Origin of the sequence: Streptomyces macrosporus (genome assembly GCF_039533145.1) — a bacterium.
Classification (GTDB): Bacteria; Actinomycetota; Actinomycetes; order Streptomycetales; family Streptomycetaceae; genus Streptomyces; species Streptomyces macrosporus.
Map to the genome: position 1 here is coordinate 64,652 of NZ_BAAASZ010000017.1, position 16,413 is coordinate 81,064.

At 72.4% G+C, this 16,413-nt stretch carries 11 protein-coding genes; 4 read left to right on the forward strand and 7 right to left on the reverse strand.

Annotated features, from left to right (window positions below):
• Nucleotides 1-62: 62 nt before the first annotated feature.
• The 3 genes from ABD335_RS08765 to ABD335_RS08775 all read right to left on the reverse strand — a co-directional run bounded on the left by ABD335_RS08765 (nt 63) and on the right by ABD335_RS08775 (nt 5,901).
• Nucleotides 63-4,088 (reverse strand): HAMP domain-containing protein, encoded by a 4,026-nt coding sequence (locus tag ABD335_RS08765; protein ID WP_344321556.1) that lies wholly within the window; start codon nt 4,086-4,088, stop codon nt 63-65.
• 295 nt (nt 4,089-4,383) lie between these two features.
• Entirely contained in the window at nt 4,384-5,145 is a 762-nt protein-coding gene (locus tag ABD335_RS08770) for a metallophosphoesterase family protein (protein ID WP_344321557.1), read from the reverse strand.
• 135 nt (nt 5,146-5,280) lie between these two features.
• Nucleotides 5,281-5,901 carry a dihydrofolate reductase family protein gene (locus ABD335_RS08775; protein WP_344321558.1) on the reverse strand — a complete coding sequence of 207 codons (621 nt, stop codon included), beginning with the start codon at nt 5,899-5,901 and terminating at the stop codon, nt 5,281-5,283.
• A gap of 130 nt (nt 5,902-6,031) precedes the next feature.
• Between ABD335_RS08775 and ABD335_RS08780 the strand changes: the two genes are divergently transcribed.
• On the forward strand, nt 6,032-7,567 hold the full coding sequence (locus tag ABD335_RS08780; protein ID WP_344321560.1) for an ATP-dependent DNA ligase: 1,536 nt from the start codon (nt 6,032-6,034) through the stop codon (nt 7,565-7,567).
• Nucleotides 7,568-7,670: 103 nt separating this feature from the next.
• Nucleotides 7,671-8,156: a DnaJ family domain-containing protein gene (locus tag ABD335_RS08785; protein WP_344321561.1), complete on the forward strand. Its 486-nt coding sequence runs from the start codon at nt 7,671-7,673 to the stop codon at nt 8,154-8,156.
• Between the two features lie 302 nt (nt 8,157-8,458).
• On the opposite strand, the gene ABD335_RS08790 is transcribed toward ABD335_RS08785, so the two are convergent.
• The 4 genes from ABD335_RS08790 to ABD335_RS08805 all read right to left on the reverse strand — a co-directional run bounded on the left by ABD335_RS08790 (nt 8,459) and on the right by ABD335_RS08805 (nt 13,356).
• Nucleotides 8,459-9,919: a GH1 family beta-glucosidase gene (locus tag ABD335_RS08790; RefSeq protein WP_344321562.1), complete on the reverse strand. Its 1,461-nt coding sequence runs from the start codon at nt 9,917-9,919 to the stop codon at nt 8,459-8,461.
• 74 nt (nt 9,920-9,993) lie between these two features.
• Nucleotides 9,994-10,920, reverse strand: a complete 927-nt coding sequence (locus tag ABD335_RS08795; protein WP_344321563.1) for a carbohydrate ABC transporter permease — start codon at nt 10,918-10,920, stop codon at nt 9,994-9,996.
• Nucleotides 10,921-10,938: 18 nt separating this feature from the next.
• Nucleotides 10,939-11,952, reverse strand: a complete 1,014-nt coding sequence (locus ABD335_RS08800; RefSeq protein WP_344321564.1) for a carbohydrate ABC transporter permease — start codon at nt 11,950-11,952, stop codon at nt 10,939-10,941.
• Nucleotides 11,953-12,051: 99 nt separating this feature from the next.
• Nucleotides 12,052-13,356: an ABC transporter substrate-binding protein gene (locus ABD335_RS08805; protein ID WP_344321565.1), complete on the reverse strand. Its 1,305-nt coding sequence runs from the start codon at nt 13,354-13,356 to the stop codon at nt 12,052-12,054.
• A gap of 285 nt (nt 13,357-13,641) precedes the next feature.
• On the opposite strand from ABD335_RS08805, the gene ABD335_RS08810 reads away from it, so the two are divergent.
• Both ABD335_RS08810 and ABD335_RS08815 read left to right on the forward strand, forming a co-directional pair.
• On the forward strand, nt 13,642-14,658 hold the full coding sequence (locus ABD335_RS08810) for a LacI family DNA-binding transcriptional regulator (protein WP_344321566.1): 1,017 nt from the start codon (nt 13,642-13,644) through the stop codon (nt 14,656-14,658).
• Between the two features lie 257 nt (nt 14,659-14,915).
• Complete coding sequence (locus ABD335_RS08815) at nt 14,916-16,376, forward strand: aldehyde dehydrogenase family protein (RefSeq protein ID WP_344321567.1); 1,461 nt, start codon at nt 14,916-14,918, stop codon at nt 16,374-16,376.
• Nucleotides 16,377-16,413: the final 37 nt, after the last annotated feature.

The window sequence follows — 16,413 nt, forward strand, 5'->3', positions numbered from 1 at the left end:
TCTCCACTGCTGCGCTCCTCGGAAGGTGGGGGTCGACGGTCGGGTCGGGGTCGGGCCTCGGGCTAGACGCCCAGGCAGCGTCGGATGCACGCGACGAGGTCGCGGGCGTCCAGCGGCTTGGTGACGTAGTCGTTGGCGCCGGCCGCGATGGTCTTCTCCCGGTCCCCGGGCATCGCCTTGGCCGTCACCGCGATGATGGGCAGCTCGGCGTACTCCGGCATCGCCCGGATCGCCGCGGTCGCGGCGTAGCCGTCCATCTCCGGCATCATCACGTCCATCAGGACCAGGTCGATGCCGGGGTTGGCGGCCAGGGTCTCGATGCCCTTGCGGCCGTTGTCGGCGTGGAGCACGTGCATGCCGTGGAGTTCCAGGATGCCGGTGAGGGCGTAGACGTTGCGGGCGTCGTCGTCGACGACGAGCACGGTGCGTCCCGCCAGCGTCTGGTCGATCTCCCGCGGCGCGAACGGCTCGGCGGCCTCCTCGGACCGGACCAGCGGGAGCACGTCGCCCGGCTCCTCCGCGGTCAGGTGGAGGGCGATGCGCTCGCGCAGCTCGTCCAGGCTGGACAGCAGCTCCATCGGCCGGCTGTCGGCGCGCGACCGCAGGGCGCGCTCCTGCTCCGGGTCCAGACGCCGGTTGTTGTGGGCGAGGACCGGGACGCGGCGCAGGGCCGCGTCGCCGTCCATGGCCTCCAGGAAGCGCAGCGCCGTCCCGTCGGCCATGTCCAGTTGCAGCACCACGCAGTGGCACGCCTCTGCGGCGAGCGCGGCGGCCGCCTCCTGTTCCCCGACGGCGGTGACGATCTCCACGGAGCCGTCCGGGTCGTGGCCGCCCTCGGCGAGGTCGGCCACGGCGTTCTCGGCGACCAGGGAGAGCAGGCCGCGGGGGCGGTCCTCTATGACCAGCAGCCGCCGCTTGTGCGGGCGGGGCGGCATGAGGGCGGTCCGCTCCTCGCCGGGCAGGCTGTCGACGGACTCCTCCCGCGGGGTGTCGCCGTCCTGGGGGGCGGCGCCGGTGAAGTCGGGGCGTGCCACGGGCAGGTAGAGGGTGAACGTGCTGCCCTGGTCCGGGACGCTCTCGACGGTGATGGCGCCGCCCAGCAGGTAGGCGATCTCGCGGCTGATGGACAGGCCCAGTCCGGTGCCGCCGTACTTGCGGCTGGTGGTGCCGTCGGCCTGCTGGAAGGCCCCGAAGATGGTCTCCAGCTGCTGCTCGGGGATGCCGATGCCGGTGTCCTCCACACGGAAGGCGATGGCCGAGCCGTGCAGGCGGACCGAGGGGGGCACCTCGGCGGGGTCGACCGGCTCGATCCGCAGGCGGACGCCGCCGGACTCGGTGAACTTCACCGCGTTGGACAGCAGGTTGCGCAGCACCTGCCGCAGTCGGGAGTCGTCGGTGAACAGGTCGACGGGGAGCCCGGGCGCGGTGCTGATCGTGAAGTTCAGGCTCTTCTGCGTGGTCAGCGGCCGGAAGGTGGCCTCGACGTAGTCGAGCAGGCGGCGCAGCGGGACGCGTTCGGGGTTGATGTCCATCTTCCCCGCCTCGACCTTGGACAGGTCCAGGATGTCGTTGATCAGCTGCAACAGGTCGGAGCCGGCGGAGTGGATGATGCCCGCGTACTCGACCTGCTTGGGGGTGAGGTTGCGGGTCGGGTTCTGGGCCAGGAGCTGGGCGAGGATCAGCAGGCTGTTGAGCGGGGTGCGCAGTTCGTGGCTCATGTTGGCCAGGAACTCCGACTTGTACTTCGACGCCAGCGCCAACTGCCGGGCCCGCTCCTCCAGTTCCTGACGGGCCTGCTCGATCTCCAGGTTCTTGGTCTCGATGTCGCGGTTCTGGGAGGCCAGGAGGGCGGCCTTCTCCTCCAGTTCGGCGTTGGAGCGCTGCAGTTCCTCCTGCTGGACCTGCAACTCCTCCGAGCGCGCCTGGAGTTCGGCGGTCAGGCGCTGCGACTCCGCCAGCAGCTCGTCGGTGCGGGCGTTGGCGATGATGGTGTTGACGTTGACGCCCACGGTCTCCATGAGCTGACCGAGGAAGTCCTTGTGGATCGCGGTGAAGGGGGTGACCGACGCCAGTTCGATGACGCCGAGCACCTGGTCCTCCACGAGGATCGGCAGCACGATCAGGCTGGTCGGGTCGGTGGCGCCCAGCCCGGAGGAGACGGTGACGTAGCCCGGGGGCAGGTCGTCGACGGTGATGGTGCGGCGGCTGCGGGCGGCCTGTCCGACCAGGGACTGGCCGAGCCGGTACCGGGGCGCCTCGCCCTCGGCCACGTCCGGGTGGCCGTAGGAGCCGATGAGGCGCAGTTCGGTCTCCCCGGAGGCGTCCTCCTCGGCGAGGTAGAAGGCGCCGTACTGCGCGTCGACCAGCGGGGTCAGCTCGTCCATGATCAGCTCGGCCACGACCGCCAGGTCGCGGCGTCCCTGCATCAGGCCGGAGATGCGGGCCAGGTTGGTCTTGAGCCAGTCCTGCTCCTGGTTGGCCCGGGTGGTCTCCCGCAGGGACTGCACCATGAAGTTGATGTTGTCCTTCAGGTCGGCCACCTCGCCGGAGGCGTCGACCGTGATGGAGCGGGTCAGATCGCCCTGGGCGACGGCGCTGGTGACCTCGGCGATCGCGCGCACCTGTCGGGTGAGGTTCCCGGCCAGCTCGTTGACGTTCTCCGTCAGGCGCTTCCAGGTGCCGGAGACGCCCTCGACCTCCGCCTGGCCGCCGAGCCGGCCCTCGCTGCCGACCTCGCGGGCCACGCGGGTGACCTCCGCGGCGAAGGCGGAGAGCTGGTCGACCATCGTGTTGATGGTGGTCTTCAGCTCCAGGATCTCGCCGCGGGCGTCGACGTCGATCTTGCGGGTGAGGTCGCCCTGGGCGACGGCGGTCGTCACCTGGGCGATGTTGCGCACCTGACCGGTCAGGTTGTTCGCCATGGAGTTGACGTTGTCGGTCAGGTCCTTCCAGGTGCCCGCGACGTTGGGCACCCGGGCCTGGCCGCCGAGGATGCCCTCGGTGCCGACCTCGCGGGCCACGCGGGTGACCTCGTCGGCGAACGCCGAGAGCGTGTCCACCATCCGGTTGATCACGTCGGCGAGCGCGGCGACCTCGCCCTTGGCCTCGACGGTGATCTTCTGCGACAGGTCGCCCCGGGCGACGGCGGTGGCCACCTGGGAGATGGAGCGCACCTGGTTGGTGAGGTTGGACGCCATCACGTTGACGGAGTCCGTCAGGTCCTTCCAGGTGCCGGACGCGCCGCGCACCGTGGCCTGGCCGCCCAGCTTGCCCTCGCTGCCGACCTCGCGGGCCACGCGGGTGACCTCGTCGGCGAACCCCGAGAGCTGGTCGACCATCGTGTTGATGGTCTCCTTCAGCTCCAGGATCTCGCCGCGGGCGTCCACCCGGATCTTCTGGGTGAGGTCGCCCTGGGCGACGGCGGTCGTCACCTGGGCGATGTTGCGCACCTGACCGGTCAGGTTGTTCGCCATGGAGTTGACGTTGTCGGTCAGGTCCCGCCAGGTGCCGGAGACGCCCTTGACGTCCGCCTGGCCGCCGAGCCGGCCCTCGGTGCCGACCTCGCGGGCCACGCGGGTGACCTCGTCGGCGAACCCCGAGAGCTGGTCGACCATCGTGTTGATGGTGTTCTTCAGCTCCAGGATCTCGCCCTTGGCGTCGACGGTGATCTTCTGCGACAGGTCGCCCTTGGCGACCGCGGTGGTCACCTGGGCGATGGAGCGGACCTGCGTGGTGAGGTTGCCGGCCATGAAGTTGACCGAGTCGGTCAGGTCCCGCCAGGCCCCGCCGACGCCCGGCACGTGGGCCTGGCCGCCGAGCCGGCCCTCGCTGCCGACCTCGCGGGAGACCCGGGTCACCTCGGAGGTGAACAGCGAGAGCTGGTCCACCATGCCGTTGAAGACCGTGGCGATCTCGCCGAGGAGGCCGTCGCCACCGTCCGGCAGACGTGTTCCGAAGTCCCCGTCCCGGACGGCGGTCAGTCCGGCCAGGAGCCGGCGCAGCTCCTGCTCCCCCGCTTTGCCCACGCTCCGTGCGCCGCCTCTGACGCGCCCTCCGGGGCGTGCCTCACCGGCCGTGGTGTCAACCATCTCCGCCCTCGTTCCGTCCGTTCGCCACCAAGTCCCACCCCGTACGGCAGCCCCGTCCGTCTCGCTCGGTCGGACGGCGGACGGGGCTGTTCCACACTCGTGGATCCGCGCGTTCGCGGTGCGGCGAGCATGCGGACCACAGCGAGGCTACCCCACCCCGAGTTGTGTCCCGACTCACTGTTTTCGCAAGGGAATCGGGGGTAGACGGGCCATTTTCGCGCGGTGTTCGGGCGGGCCGGGGCGGCGGTGCGGCGCGGCACGCGTCCTCCGCCGTGCCGCCCGGTGCCGGAGGGCGTCACGGCGTGCTCTGGCGTCCGTCCCTCGGTCCGAAGGCCGCCAGCACCTCGGCGTCCGTGGCGCGCGCGTGCAGGAAGTAGTCGGCCCACTCGGCGACCTCGGGGTAGGAGGACTCCCGGGTGAGGCGGGCGATCGCGGCCTCCACGTCGTACTCGGTGGTCCGCAGCTCGACGCCGGGGCCCAGCAGCGCCCAGTGCGCCCCGGCCCGCCCGTAGGGCATGCCGACGCTGCCGGGGTTGACCACCAGCCGTCCGTGGGCGAGGCGGACGAACGGCATGTGGGTGTGGCCGCAGACCACCGTGCGGACGCCGTCGTCGAGGCCGTCGAAGACCTCCCGCCAGCGGTCGAGCCGGGAGTCGACGAGGACGACCTCCTCGTCGTCGCGGGGCGTGGCGTGGCAGAACAGCACCTCCTCCAGGCCGTGCACGGGCAGGGTCGCCGTCGCCGGCAGTCCGGCGAGGAGGTCGAGGTGCCCCTCCTCCAGTTGCTCGGCGGCCCAGGGGGCGATCGGGTCGGGGATCGTCTCGCGTCCCCCGCGGCGGTACTCGACCAGCTCGCGGTCGGCGTTGCCGCCGATCCACACGGCCCGGTCGCCGAGTCCGGCCAGCAGGTCGAGGACCTGGACCGGCTGCGGTCCGGCGGCGAGGTCGCCGGTGAGGACGACGCGGTCCGCGGCGGCGACCTCGGGCTCGGCGAGCACGGCCTCCAGCGCGGGCAGGACTCCGTGGACGTCGGACAGGACGGCGACTCGGTTCGGCATGGGCGTCACTGTGGCGCACGGCCGGCCTCGGGGCGAGGGCGTTCGCGGGGCGCGTACTCCGCCGGACCGCGCGCGGCCGTCCTCTCCCCCTCCCCCTTCACGCTCCTTCCGCCCCTCTCGGTCCCCACGCTCCCCTCACTCCTCCAACGCGAACGTGCCGTAGCGGGGCCGCCCCGCCGGCCGGTAGGTGTGGATCGCGACGCCGGCGCCGGTCGTCCTGGAGTCCGTCAGCTCCAGCGCGGTCGGCACGGTCCCGTCGGCGAACAGGCGCTTCCCGCCGCCCAGGACGACGGGGTGGACCAGCAGGCGGTACACGTCGATCAGGCCGTGCGTCATCAGGCTCCGGGCCAGGTTCCCGCTGCCGTGGATCTGCACCTCCCCGTCCAGGCGGTCCTTGAGCGCGGCGACCTCCTCCGCCACGTCCCCCTTGAGCAGGGTGGAGTTGTGCCACTCCGCCTTCTCCAGGGTCCGGGAGGCCACGTACTTGGGCAGGGTGTTGAGGCGGGACGCCACGGGATCGTCCTCGTCGGTGACGCGGGGCCAGTGGGCGGCGAAGATCTGGTACGTCCTGCGGCCCAGCAGGAAGCCGGTCGCGGCGCCGAAGACCTCGTCCACGAACCGCCCCAGGTCCTCGTCGGCGTAGGGAACCAGCCAGCCGCCGTGCTCGAACCCGCCGTCGCGGTCCTCGTCGGGGGCTCCGGGCCCTTGTACGACCCCGTCCAGGGTCAGGAACTCGGTCAGTGTCAGCAGTGCCATGGTCCTCCTCCTCTCCGCTCGGCCTCATGGGGGTGGACCCGCCGGCGCGTCGGAACTCATCGGTCCCGCGCACACGTCCTTCCGCGCGCCGCTCTGCGCCGCGAGCGCCCGTCCGGGTGAGGATGGAGTCATGCTGCTGGCCGACGTCGCCCGGGTCTCCCGCCGGGTCTCGGAGACCTCCTCGCGCACGGAGAAGACCGCCCTGCTCGCCGGGCTGTTCCGCGAGGCCGACCCCGAGGACGCCCCGATCGTCATCACGTATCTGGCGGGCAGGCTCCCGCAGCGCAGGATCGGCGTCGGGTGGCGGGCCCTGAGCGCGCCGCCGGCCCCGGCGGCCGAGCCGTCCCTGTCCGTACGGCGGGTCGACCGGGCCCTGGACGGGATCGCCGCCGTGTCGGGCAAGGGCGCCCAGGCCGAGCGCGGGCGGCTGCTGCGAGAGGTGCTGTCGGCCGCCACCGAGGAGGAGCAGGGGTTCCTGATCCGGCTGCTCGGCGGCGAGCTGCGGCAGGGGGCGCTGGACGCGTTCGCCGTCGAGGGGCTGGCCGCGGCGGTGGGCGCGGAGCCCGCCGAGGTGCGGCGCGCGGTGATGGTCGGCGGTTCGCTCGGCGCGGTCGCCGAGGCGCTGCTGGCCCGCGGCCCCGCCGCCCTGGTCGACTTCCGGCTCGACGTGGGGCGGCCGGTGCTGCCGATGCTGGCCCGGACCGCCGGGGACGTGGACGAGGCCGTGGACCGGCTCGGGCCGTGCGCGGTGGAGGAGAAGCTCGACGGCATCCGCGTGCAGGTGCACCGCGACGGCGAGGTGGTGCGGATCTTCACCCGCACCCTGGAGGAGATCACCGACCGGCTCCCGGAGGTGGTCGCCGCCGCCCGGGAGCTGCGGGCCGAGCGGGTGGTCCTCGACGGCGAGGTCGTCGCGCTGGGCGAGGACGGCCGGCCCAGGCCCTTCCAGGAGGTCGCGGGCCGGGTCGGCTCGCGGCTGGACGTGGAGCGGGCGCGGGCGTCGCTGCCGCTGTCGCCCGTCTTCTTCGACCTGCTGTCGGTCGACGGCCGCGATCTGCTGACGCTGCCGGTCGCCGAGCGGTACGCGGAGCTGGCCCGGGTGGTGCCCGAGCCGATGCGGGTCCTGCGCGTGGTCGTGGACGACCCGGGGGACGAGCGGGCCCGGGCCGCGGCCCGGAAGTTCGCCGACGAGGTGCTGGTCCGCGGCCACGAGGGCGTGATGCTCAAGGCGCTGGACTCCCCGTACGGCGCGGGGCGGCGCGGGGCGTCCTGGCTGAAGGTGAAGCCGGTGCACACCCTGGACCTGGTGGTGCTGGCCGCCGAGTGGGGACACGGGCGGCGTACGGGGAAGCTGTCCAACCTCCATCTGGGCGCGCGTCGGCCGGACGGCTCCTTCGCGATGCTCGGCAAGACCTTCAAGGGCCTCACCGACGCCATGCTGGCCTGGCAGACCGAGCGGCTGCTCGAACTGGCCACCGACGACGACGGGTTCACGGTGACGGTGCGGCCGGAGCTGGTGGTGGAGGTCGCCTTCGACGGGGTGCAGCGCTCCCCGCGCTATCCGGAGGGGGTGACGCTGCGGTTCGCGCGGGTGCTGCGCCACCGGGAGGACAAGACGGCGGCGGAGGCGGACACCGTGGAGACGGTCCTGTCCTTCGCCGGGTGAGCCCGGCGGGCCTCCCGGACCGGCCGGGCGGCCGTCCGCGCCCCTACCATGGCCGTGTCGGGTCGAGAGCCACGGCACGGCCGCGTCCAGGGAGGAGCCCACCGTGACCGAACGCAAACCGCCCGGAGTGAGCTTCGAGACGTGGGTGGACCGCCAGATCCGTGTGGCGGCCGAGCAGGGCGAGTTCGACAACCTCCCGGGGGCCGGCAAGCCCCTTCCCGACCTGGACGCCCCGTACGACGACCTGTGGTGGGTCAAGAAGAAGATGGACCGCGAGGGGCTGTCCTTCCTGCTGCCGGCGCTCGCCCTCCGCAAGGAGGCGGAGGACGCCCTGGAGGCCGCCCTCCGCGCCCCCTCGGAGGCCCGGGTGCGGCGGATCGTGGCGGAGATCAACGAGAGGATCCGCGCAGCGCGCAGGATGCCGCCGCCCGGCCCGCCGCTCGGGCCGGCGCCCTTCGACGTCGAGCAGGTGGTGCGCGAGTGGCGCGAGCGGCGCTCCCCGGGCGGGGACTCCCCCGGCACGGGCCGGCCGCACGCGGACCCGCCGCCCCGGCGGTCCCGGTTCAGGCTGTGGCGAGGGCGCCGCTGAGACCGCGGGCGGCCGGCCGGGTGAGGTCCGCCAGGATGCGGGGACGGCGGAAACGGCCCGCCGGGCAGGGGGTGGGCAACACCTTCTCGGGCGGGTCGAGTCCGTCCCGGTGCAGGTGGGCGGCCTCCGGCAGGACACCGCCGTGGCGGAACCTGCCCGTCTCGGCCGGCGCCGGGCCGCCTCCTTCCGGGGTTCCGCGTCCCCCACCCTCCCCGCACGGGCACGGGCACGGGCACGGGCGCGCCCGCGGGCCCGGCCGACGGTTCGGGGCCGGGCCCGCGGGGTCCGCGCGGGGAGGGCGGTCAGGCCCCCGCGCCGGGGTCCGGCGGCAGGGCGCCGTCGCGGACCACACGGGCGTACCAGTGGAAGCTCTGCTTGGGGATGCGCCGGCGGGTGGCGTAGTCGACGTACACCGCGCCGAACCGCTTGCTGTAGCCGTGCCCCCACTCGAAGTTGTCCAGCAGGGACCACAGGAAGTAGCCGCGGACGTCCACCCCGGCCTCGATGGCCCGGTGCACCGCGGCGAGGTGGCCGTGCAGGTAGGAGATCCGCTCCGGGTCGTGCACCCGGCCCTCGGGGTCGACGTAGTCGTCGAACGCCGCCCCGTTCTCGGTGATCACCAGCGGCAGTTCGGGGAAGTCGCCCTTCACCCGCAGCAGCAGTTCGTACAGACCGTCGGGGTCCACCGCCCAGCCCATGGCCGTGGTGGTGCCGGGCGACCGGTGGAACGCCACGTCGTCGGCGCCCGGCCAGGGGCTGTGGTCGCTCACGCCGTGCCCGTCGGCGGTGTGGGAGCCGGGGCCGGAGGCGGCGGAGACGAGGGTGGGGCTGTAGTAGTTGACGCCCAGGAAGTCGAGGGGCCGGTGGATGGTCTCGGTGTCGCCGTCGCGCACGAACGACCAGTCCGTCAGGTGCGCGGTGTCCCGCAGGACGTCCTCGGGGTATTCGCCGCGCAGCATGGGTCCGGTGAAGATCCGGTTGGCCACGCCGTCGATGCGGCGCGCCGCGTCGCGGTCGGCGTCGCCGTCGGTCAGGGACCGCACGTGGTGGAGGTTGAGCGTGACGGACGTCCGCGCGCCCGTGGGCAGCCGGTCGCGCAGGGCGCGGGTGCCCAGGCCGTGGGCGAGGTTGAGGTGGTGGGCGGCGCGCAGCGCGTCCGCCTGGTCGGTGCGGCCGGGGGCGTGGACGCCGGAGCCGTAGCCGAGGAAGGCGCTGCACCACGGCTCGTTCAGCGTCGTCCACGTCGTCACGCGGTCGCCGAGGGCGTCGGCGACCAGCCCCGCGTAGTCGGCGAAGCGGTGCGCGGTGTCGCGCTCCGGCCAGCCGCCGGCGTCCTCCAGCTCCTGGGGCAGGTCCCAGTGGTAGAGGGTGACGACGGGCTGGATGCCCTTGTCCAGCAGTTCGTCCACCAGACGGCTGTAGAAGTCCACGCCCTTGGGCGACGCGGGGCCGCGGCCGGTGGGCTGGACGCGCGGCCAGGAGACGGAGAAGCGGTAGGCGCCCACGCCGAGGTCGGCCATGAGCGCGACGTCCTCGCGCCAGAGGTGGTAGTGGTCGCAGGCGGTGTCGCCGGTGTCCCCGTTGCGTACCCTGCCGGGCGTGTGGGAGTAGGTGTCCCAGATGGAGGGGGTGCGGCCGTCCTCGTCGGCCGCGCCCTCGATCTGGTAGGCGGCGGTCGCGGTGCCCCAGAGGAAGCCGGGCGGGAACGCGCGGACGCCTCGGGTCTCCGGGTCGGGCTCGGCGGTGCGGGATGCGGTGGCCAAGGAAGGTCCTTCCTGGTCGGCGGTGGTACGGATGGAGAACGAGAGGAGGTGCTCGGGGGGAACGCCCGGGGAGGTCAGCCCTTGACCGCGCCCTGCATGATGCCGCCGACGATCTGCTTGCCGAAGACGACGAACACGACCAACAGCGGGAGGGTGCCGAGCAGGGCGCCGGCCATGATGAGCGACTGGTCGCGGATGTAGCCCGAGCTGAGCTGGGTCAGGGCGACCGGGATCGTGGGGTTGGTCATGTCCAGCACGATGAACGGCCAGAAGAAGTCGTTCCAGGCGTGCACGAACGTGATCATGAACAGCACGGCCATCGCCGGTCTGGCGACCGGCAGAACGATGCTCCAGAAGATCCGCAGGCTGTGCGCGCCGTCCACGCGGCCGGCCTCGACGAGTTCGTCCGGCAGCGCCTCGGACAGGTACTGCCGCATGAAGAACACGCCGACGGCGCTCACCAGGGTGGGGAAGATGACCGCGGGCAGCTTCTGCCCCCACCCCAGCTCGGTCATCATCATGAACAGCGGGACGACGCTGAGCTGCGGCGGCACCATCGTCGTCCCGATGACCAGCATCATCAGGATGTCGCGTCCGCGGAAGCGGAGCTTGGCGAAGGCGAAGCCGGCCAGGGTGGCGAAGAGCACGGTGGACAGGGCGATCGTCGTGGCGACGATGAAGCTGTTGATCAGGGCCTTGCCCATCGCCGCGTCCTCCCACGCGGCCGAGAGGTTCTTCAGCAGGTTCGGCCCGGGCAGGAACGGCGGCGGCGTCTGGGAGACGCGGGTGTTGTCGGTCGAGGCCGCCACCATCGTCCAGTACAGCGGGAACAGGGAGAGCAGCGCCGCCACGGCGAGCAGCGCGTAGGCGACGGGCCCGGCCTTGTGCTGTTCTCCGGCCCTCGGCCGCAGGGACAGGCGGAGCCGACGGTTCCGGGGCGGGGCGACGCCCGTGAGCGGCTCGAGTGCGTCCGCCCGGGGGCGGGCGGTGTCGGTGGTCATGGGTTTACCGCTCCCTGGTCAGGACGTACGGGACGTGAGGCGCTTGACGACGCGTTGCAGGGCGAAGACGAGGATCAGCAGGAGGAACATCGCCCAGGCGACCGTGGCGGCCCGCCCCATCTCGTAGTTCTTCCAGCCCTCCTCGTAGAGCAGCAGGCCGAGCGTCTGGTACTGGTTGTCCGCTCCGCCGCTGACGCCGTTCGGGCCCTGGCCGAAGATCAGCGGTTCGCCGAAGAGCTGGGTGGCTCCGATGGTGGACAGCACGATGGTGAAGACGACGGTGGAGCGGATGCCGGGGATGGTGACCTTGGTGAACTGCTGCCAGCGCGACGCGCCGTCGATGGCGGCGGCCTCGTACCGCTCCCGGGGGATGGCCTGCATCGCCGCCAGGTACAGCAGGGCGTTGTAGCCGGTCCACCGCCAGATCACGATGGAGGAGATCGCGAACTGGGCGGGCCACTTGGCGTTCTCCCAGTCGACGTCGTCGACTCCGAACAGGCCGAGGAACCAGTTGATCATTCCGAAGTCGCGCTCGAAGAGCATGGTGAACACCAAGGCGGCGGCGCCGATCGAGGTCGCGTAGGGCGTCAGGGCCGCGACCCGGAAGAAGCCCGAGCCCCGCAGCCTGTAGTTGAGCAGGTGGGCCAGGCCGAGGGCCATCAGGAGCTGCGGGACGGTGGAGATCACGCCGATGGTGAAGGTGTTCGTCAGCGCGTTCCAGAAGCGCTCGTCCCGCCAGAGCTCCGTGTAGTTCCCGAAGCCCTCCCACTGCATGACGTCCATGGTCGCGAGCTCCACGTCGTGGAGGGAGATCCAGGCCGTGTAGAGCAGCGGGTAGAAGCTGAAGGCGGCGAAGACGACGAAGAAGGGGGCGACGAACGCGTAGGGCGCCGCCTTGATGTCGAACCGGTGGAGGAGGGTGCGCCATGCCTGCCGGGGGTTCGCCCGGTCACGGCCGGAGGGCTCCTTGGCGGGGCCGGTCGGGGCGCTCTGCCGCCCACCGACGCCGGGTGCCGGGGTGGAGGTGGCCACGGAGGGCTTCCTTCCTGGAGTGCGTGGTGGAGAGGAAGTCCCCGCCGGCCGCGCGGGGAGGCACCGGCCGTCGGGGACCTCGCGGGTGGGCGGGCCGGGTCAGTCGACCGCCTTCTTGATGCGCTCGTCCGTGGTCTTCCACGCCTCCTCCGGGCTCTTGCCCTGCTCGACGAGCTGGAGGCCCTGGGAGAAGGTGTCCTTGATGGTGCCGTCCTTGGGGCCGAGCACCTGCTCGTCGGGGATCTCCTTGGCCGCGGCCCCGAAGATCCGCCCGATCGGGGCGCCGCTGAAGTACTCGGACGTCGCCTCGGTCACCGTCGGGGACTCCAGGGCCTCCTCGGAGGAGGGGAAGTTGCCGATCTCCTTGAAGATGTGCTCCTGCTGCTCCGGGGCGGTCAGCCAGGCCACCAGCTTCTTGGCCTCCTCCTTCACCGGGCTGTTCTCCATCACCCCGAGGAAGGAGCCGCCCCAGTTGGCGCCCTTGGGGGCCCTGGCCACGTCCCACTTGCCCTTGTTGGCCTCGCCCGCCTTCTCGCTGATGTGGGCGAGCATCCACGCCGGGCAGACGGCGGTGGCGAAGGTGCTGTTGGCCAGGCCGGGGTCCCAACCGGGCTGGAACTGGCGCAGCTTGGCCGTCAGCCCGTGGGTGGCGGCCTCCGAGGCCAGCTCCCAGGCGTCCTTGACGACCGGGTTGTCCTGGTGGATCAGCTCGCCGGCCTTGTTGTAGAACTGCTCGGAGTGGCCGTAGATCATGGCGTTGAACAGGCCGCTGGCGCTGTCCATGTAGGCGACGCCGTCACCCTTGTACCCGGCCTTGAAGTCCCGGCCGACCTCGACGTACTTCGACCAGTCGCCCTCCCACAGCTTGGCGACCTCCTCGCGGTCGGTGGGCAGGCCCGCCTTCTCGAACATGTCCTTGCGGTAGCAGACCGCCATGGGGCCGATGTCCGTGCCCAGGCCGATGACCTTGCCGTCGCCGGTGGTGACCTGGTTCTGCTTCCAGGGCAGGAAGTGGTCGGTGTCCGGGACGGCGGAGAGGTCGACGAACTTGTCCGCGCGGGTGTCGGCGAGCTCCTTGGCGCGGCCGATCTCTATGCCCTGGATGTCCTTCAGTCCGCTGCCGGCCGCGAGCCGGGTCTGCAGCGCCGTGTAGTAGGTCTGCTCGTCGCCGGCCACCTCGGCCTCGATGACGATGTCCGGGTTCTCCTTCATGTACTTCTCCAGGAGCCCGGTCTCCTTGATGCCCATGACGCCGAACAGGCCCATGGTGACGACGGTCTTGCCGTCCTTCGTCCGTCCGCTCGCGTCGTCGTCGCCGCCCGAGCAGCCCGCGACGAGCGTGAGGGCGGCGGCCGAGACGACGGCCACGACTCTGGTGCCGAACAGTGTGCGGGCCCTGCCCATGGCGTCCTCCCTGCGGCGGCGCCGGAGCGCCGCGGTGCGAACTCGTCGGGCCGTCCCCTGCCCGACGATGGTGGTGGGAACGTTCCCATTCGCAGGTGGGAGCGTTCCCATTAGGTTGTGGAAGACTCTCGGTCCGGAAGGTCGATGTCAAGAAGGGGGAGACGATTCCGGTTCGGAGGCGCCGTCGGGCACCTCGCCTCCGAACCGGCCGCGGCTCCGTCTTCTGGCACAATGCGCAGGTGAGCGCTGTACTCGGCGTGACGGGACGAGGAAGGCGGACAGGCCATGGGGGCCACTCGGCGGCCGACCATCAAAACCGTGGCTGCGCGGGCGGGGGTGGGACGCACCACCGTCTCCCGGGTCCTCAACGGCTCTCCTCTGGTCAGCGACGAGGCCAGGGCGGCGGTACAGGCGGCGATCGCCGAACTCGGCTACGTGCCCAACTCCGTGGCCCGCTCCCTGGTCACCAGCAGGACCGACTCCATCGCCCTGGTCGTCCCCGAGTCGGAGAGCCGGCTGGGTTCGGAGCCCTACTTCTCCGCCGTGATCCGCGGGGTGAGCAACGCGCTGGCGGGCACCCAGATCCAACTGCTGCTCACCCTCGTCCGGGACCGGCGCGAACTGGACCAGCTCACCCGCTTCCTCGCCGCGCGCCGTGTGGACGGCGTCCTGCTGGTCTCGGTGCACCGCGACGACCCGCTGCCCGGTCTGCTGGAGGAGTTGGGGCTGCCGACCGTGCTGGCCGGCCGCCGGTCCCCCGCCGAGTCGCTGAACCACGTCCACTCCGACAACGTGGGCGGCGCCCGTGCGGCGGTCCGCCATCTGCTGGAGCGGGGCCGGAGCGGGATCGCCACCATCGCCGGCCCCCTGGACATGGACGTCGGCAACAGCCGGCTGCGCGGCTGGCGGGAGGCCCTGCGGGACGCCGGCCGGAAGGTCGACGAGTCCCTGGTCGAACCCGCCGACTTCACCGAGGAGGGGGGCCGCTCCGCCATGCGCGCCCTCCTGGAACGCCACCCCGGGCTGGACGCGGTCTTCGCCGCGTCGGACGTGATGGCCGCGGGGGCGCTCGCCGAACTGCGCGGACACGGACGACGGGTTCCGGACGACGTGGCGGTGGTCGGCTTCGACGACTCGATCGTCGCCCGGCACACCGACCCGCCCCTGACCAGCGTGCGGCAGCCGGTGGAGGAGATCGGCCGGACGATCACCGAGCTCCTGCTGCGGGAGATCGAGGCGCCCGGGAGCGCCCGGCACCACGTGGTCCTCCCCACCTCGCTCGTCGTCCGCGACTCCACCTGACGGGCCTCGCCGCCCCTCCCCTCCCGGCCCTCGCGGGAGCCCGTCGGCGCGCCCGTCCGGGCGCCGCGCCCCCGCCGACCGGAGCGCCTCGTTCCGCGGCGGACCGTCCACGGTGCGCACAGCCTCTTGACACGCCTTCGAACAGCTCGCAGACTCCCCTGCGCCGGTAGTTTCGAATTAAAGTTCACCAGGCGAACATCTGCCCGCCCCGGTGCGGCCCGGGGCCCTGCCCCGGTGCTGAGCGAAGGAGCTCTCCCATGTCCGTACACCGCAACCTGCTGATCGACGGCAAAGACGTGCCGGCCGCATCCGGGCGCACCACCGAGGACGTCGACCCCTTCACCGGGAAGGTGTACGCCACCGTCGCCGCGGGCGGGCCCGAGGACGTGGAACGGGCCGTGGCGGCCGCCGAGGCGGCCTTCCCCGCGTGGGCCGAGGTCGGCCCGTTCGAGCGGCGTTCGCTCCTGCTCAAGGCCGCCGACCTGCTCCAGGCCCGCGGGGAGAAGGCCGTGGAGCTGATGGCGGGCGAGGCGGGCGGCACCCTGCCGTGGGCGATGTTCAACGTGCGGCTCGCCTCCGACATCCTCCGCGAGGCCGCCGCCTCGGTCACCGCGCCCCGCGGCGAGGTGCTGGCCGCCCAGGAGCCCGGCGCGCTCGGCCTCGCGGTGCGCGAGCCGCTCGGCGTCGTGGCCGCGTTCGCCCCCTGGAACGCCCCGCTGATCCTCGGCGTCCGGGCGGTGGCCGCCCCGCTGGCGGCCGGCAACACGGTGGTGTGCAAGCCCAGCGAGGACGCCCCGCTGGCCTGCGGCTACTTCGTCGCCGACGTGCTGCGCGAGGCCGGACTGCCCGACGGCGTGCTCAACGTGGTCAGCAACGCGCGCGAGGACGCCGCCGCGGTCGCCGAGGCGCTGATCGCCGCCCCGGCGGTGCGGGCGGTGAACTTCACCGGCTCCACCGGCGTCGGACGGATCATCGGGACCCACGCCGCCCGGCACATCAAGCCGGCCGTCCTGGAGCTCGGCGGCAAGAACGCCATCATCGTGTTGGAGGACGCCGACGTCGACTACGCGGTGGACGCGGCCGTCTTCGGCGTCTTCATGAACGCCGGACAGATCTGCATGTCGGGCGACCGGGTGCTCGTCCACGCGTCCCTGGCCGAGGAGTTCACCGAGAAGTTCGTCGCGAAGGTCGCCGCGCTGCCGACCGGCTCGCCCGCCGACCCCGCCACCGTGGTCGGCCCCCTGGTCAGCGCCGACGCCGCACGGCGCGTCGCCGCCCTGGTGAAGGACGCCGTCGACAAGGGCGCGACCGTGCTGACCGGCGGCGGCGAGCCGGACGGCGCCGTCCACCCGGCCACCGTCCTCACCGGGGTCACCCCGGAGATGGACCTCCACCACGGCGAGGCGTTCGGCCCGGTCTGCGCCCTGTACACCTTCGCCGACGACGACGAGGCCGTGGCCCTCGCCAACGACACCGAGCACGGGCTCACCTGCGGCATCCTCACCGAGAACGGCACCCACGGGCTGGCCGTCGCCCGGCGGATCAGGACCGGCATCGTCCACGTCAACGACCAGTCGGTGGCGGACGAGCCGCAGGCGCCCTTCGGCGGCGTGGGGGCCTCGGGCCACGGCCGGTTCGGCGGTCGCTGGGGCATCGAGGCCTTCTCCGCCACCCGTTGGGTCACCCTGGCCGGCCGGCACGCCCACTACCCGTTCTGAGCCGGCCGGGGCCGCACACACCCTCGAACCCGTCGGG

Excerpts from the sequence above, each read along its gene's own strand:
- ABD335_RS08765 (WP_344321556.1), bottom strand. The coding sequence starts at position 4,088 with ATGGTTGACACCACGGCCGGTGAGGCACGCCCCGGAGGGCGCGTCAGA.
- ABD335_RS08770 (WP_344321557.1), bottom strand. The coding sequence starts at position 5,145 with ATGCCGAACCGAGTCGCCGTCCTGTCCGACGTCCACGGAGTCCTGCCC.
- ABD335_RS08775 (WP_344321558.1), bottom strand. The coding sequence starts at position 5,901 with ATGGCACTGCTGACACTGACCGAGTTCCTGACCCTGGACGGGGTCGTA.
- ABD335_RS08780 (WP_344321560.1), top strand. The coding sequence starts at position 6,032 with ATGCTGCTGGCCGACGTCGCCCGGGTCTCCCGCCGGGTCTCGGAGACC.
- ABD335_RS08795 (WP_344321563.1), bottom strand. The coding sequence starts at position 10,920 with ATGACCACCGACACCGCCCGCCCCCGGGCGGACGCACTCGAGCCGCTC.
- ABD335_RS08805 (WP_344321565.1), bottom strand. The coding sequence starts at position 13,356 with ATGGGCAGGGCCCGCACACTGTTCGGCACCAGAGTCGTGGCCGTCGTC.
- ABD335_RS08810 (WP_344321566.1), top strand. The coding sequence starts at position 13,642 with ATGGGGGCCACTCGGCGGCCGACCATCAAAACCGTGGCTGCGCGGGCG.
- ABD335_RS08815 (WP_344321567.1), top strand. The coding sequence starts at position 14,916 with ATGTCCGTACACCGCAACCTGCTGATCGACGGCAAAGACGTGCCGGCC.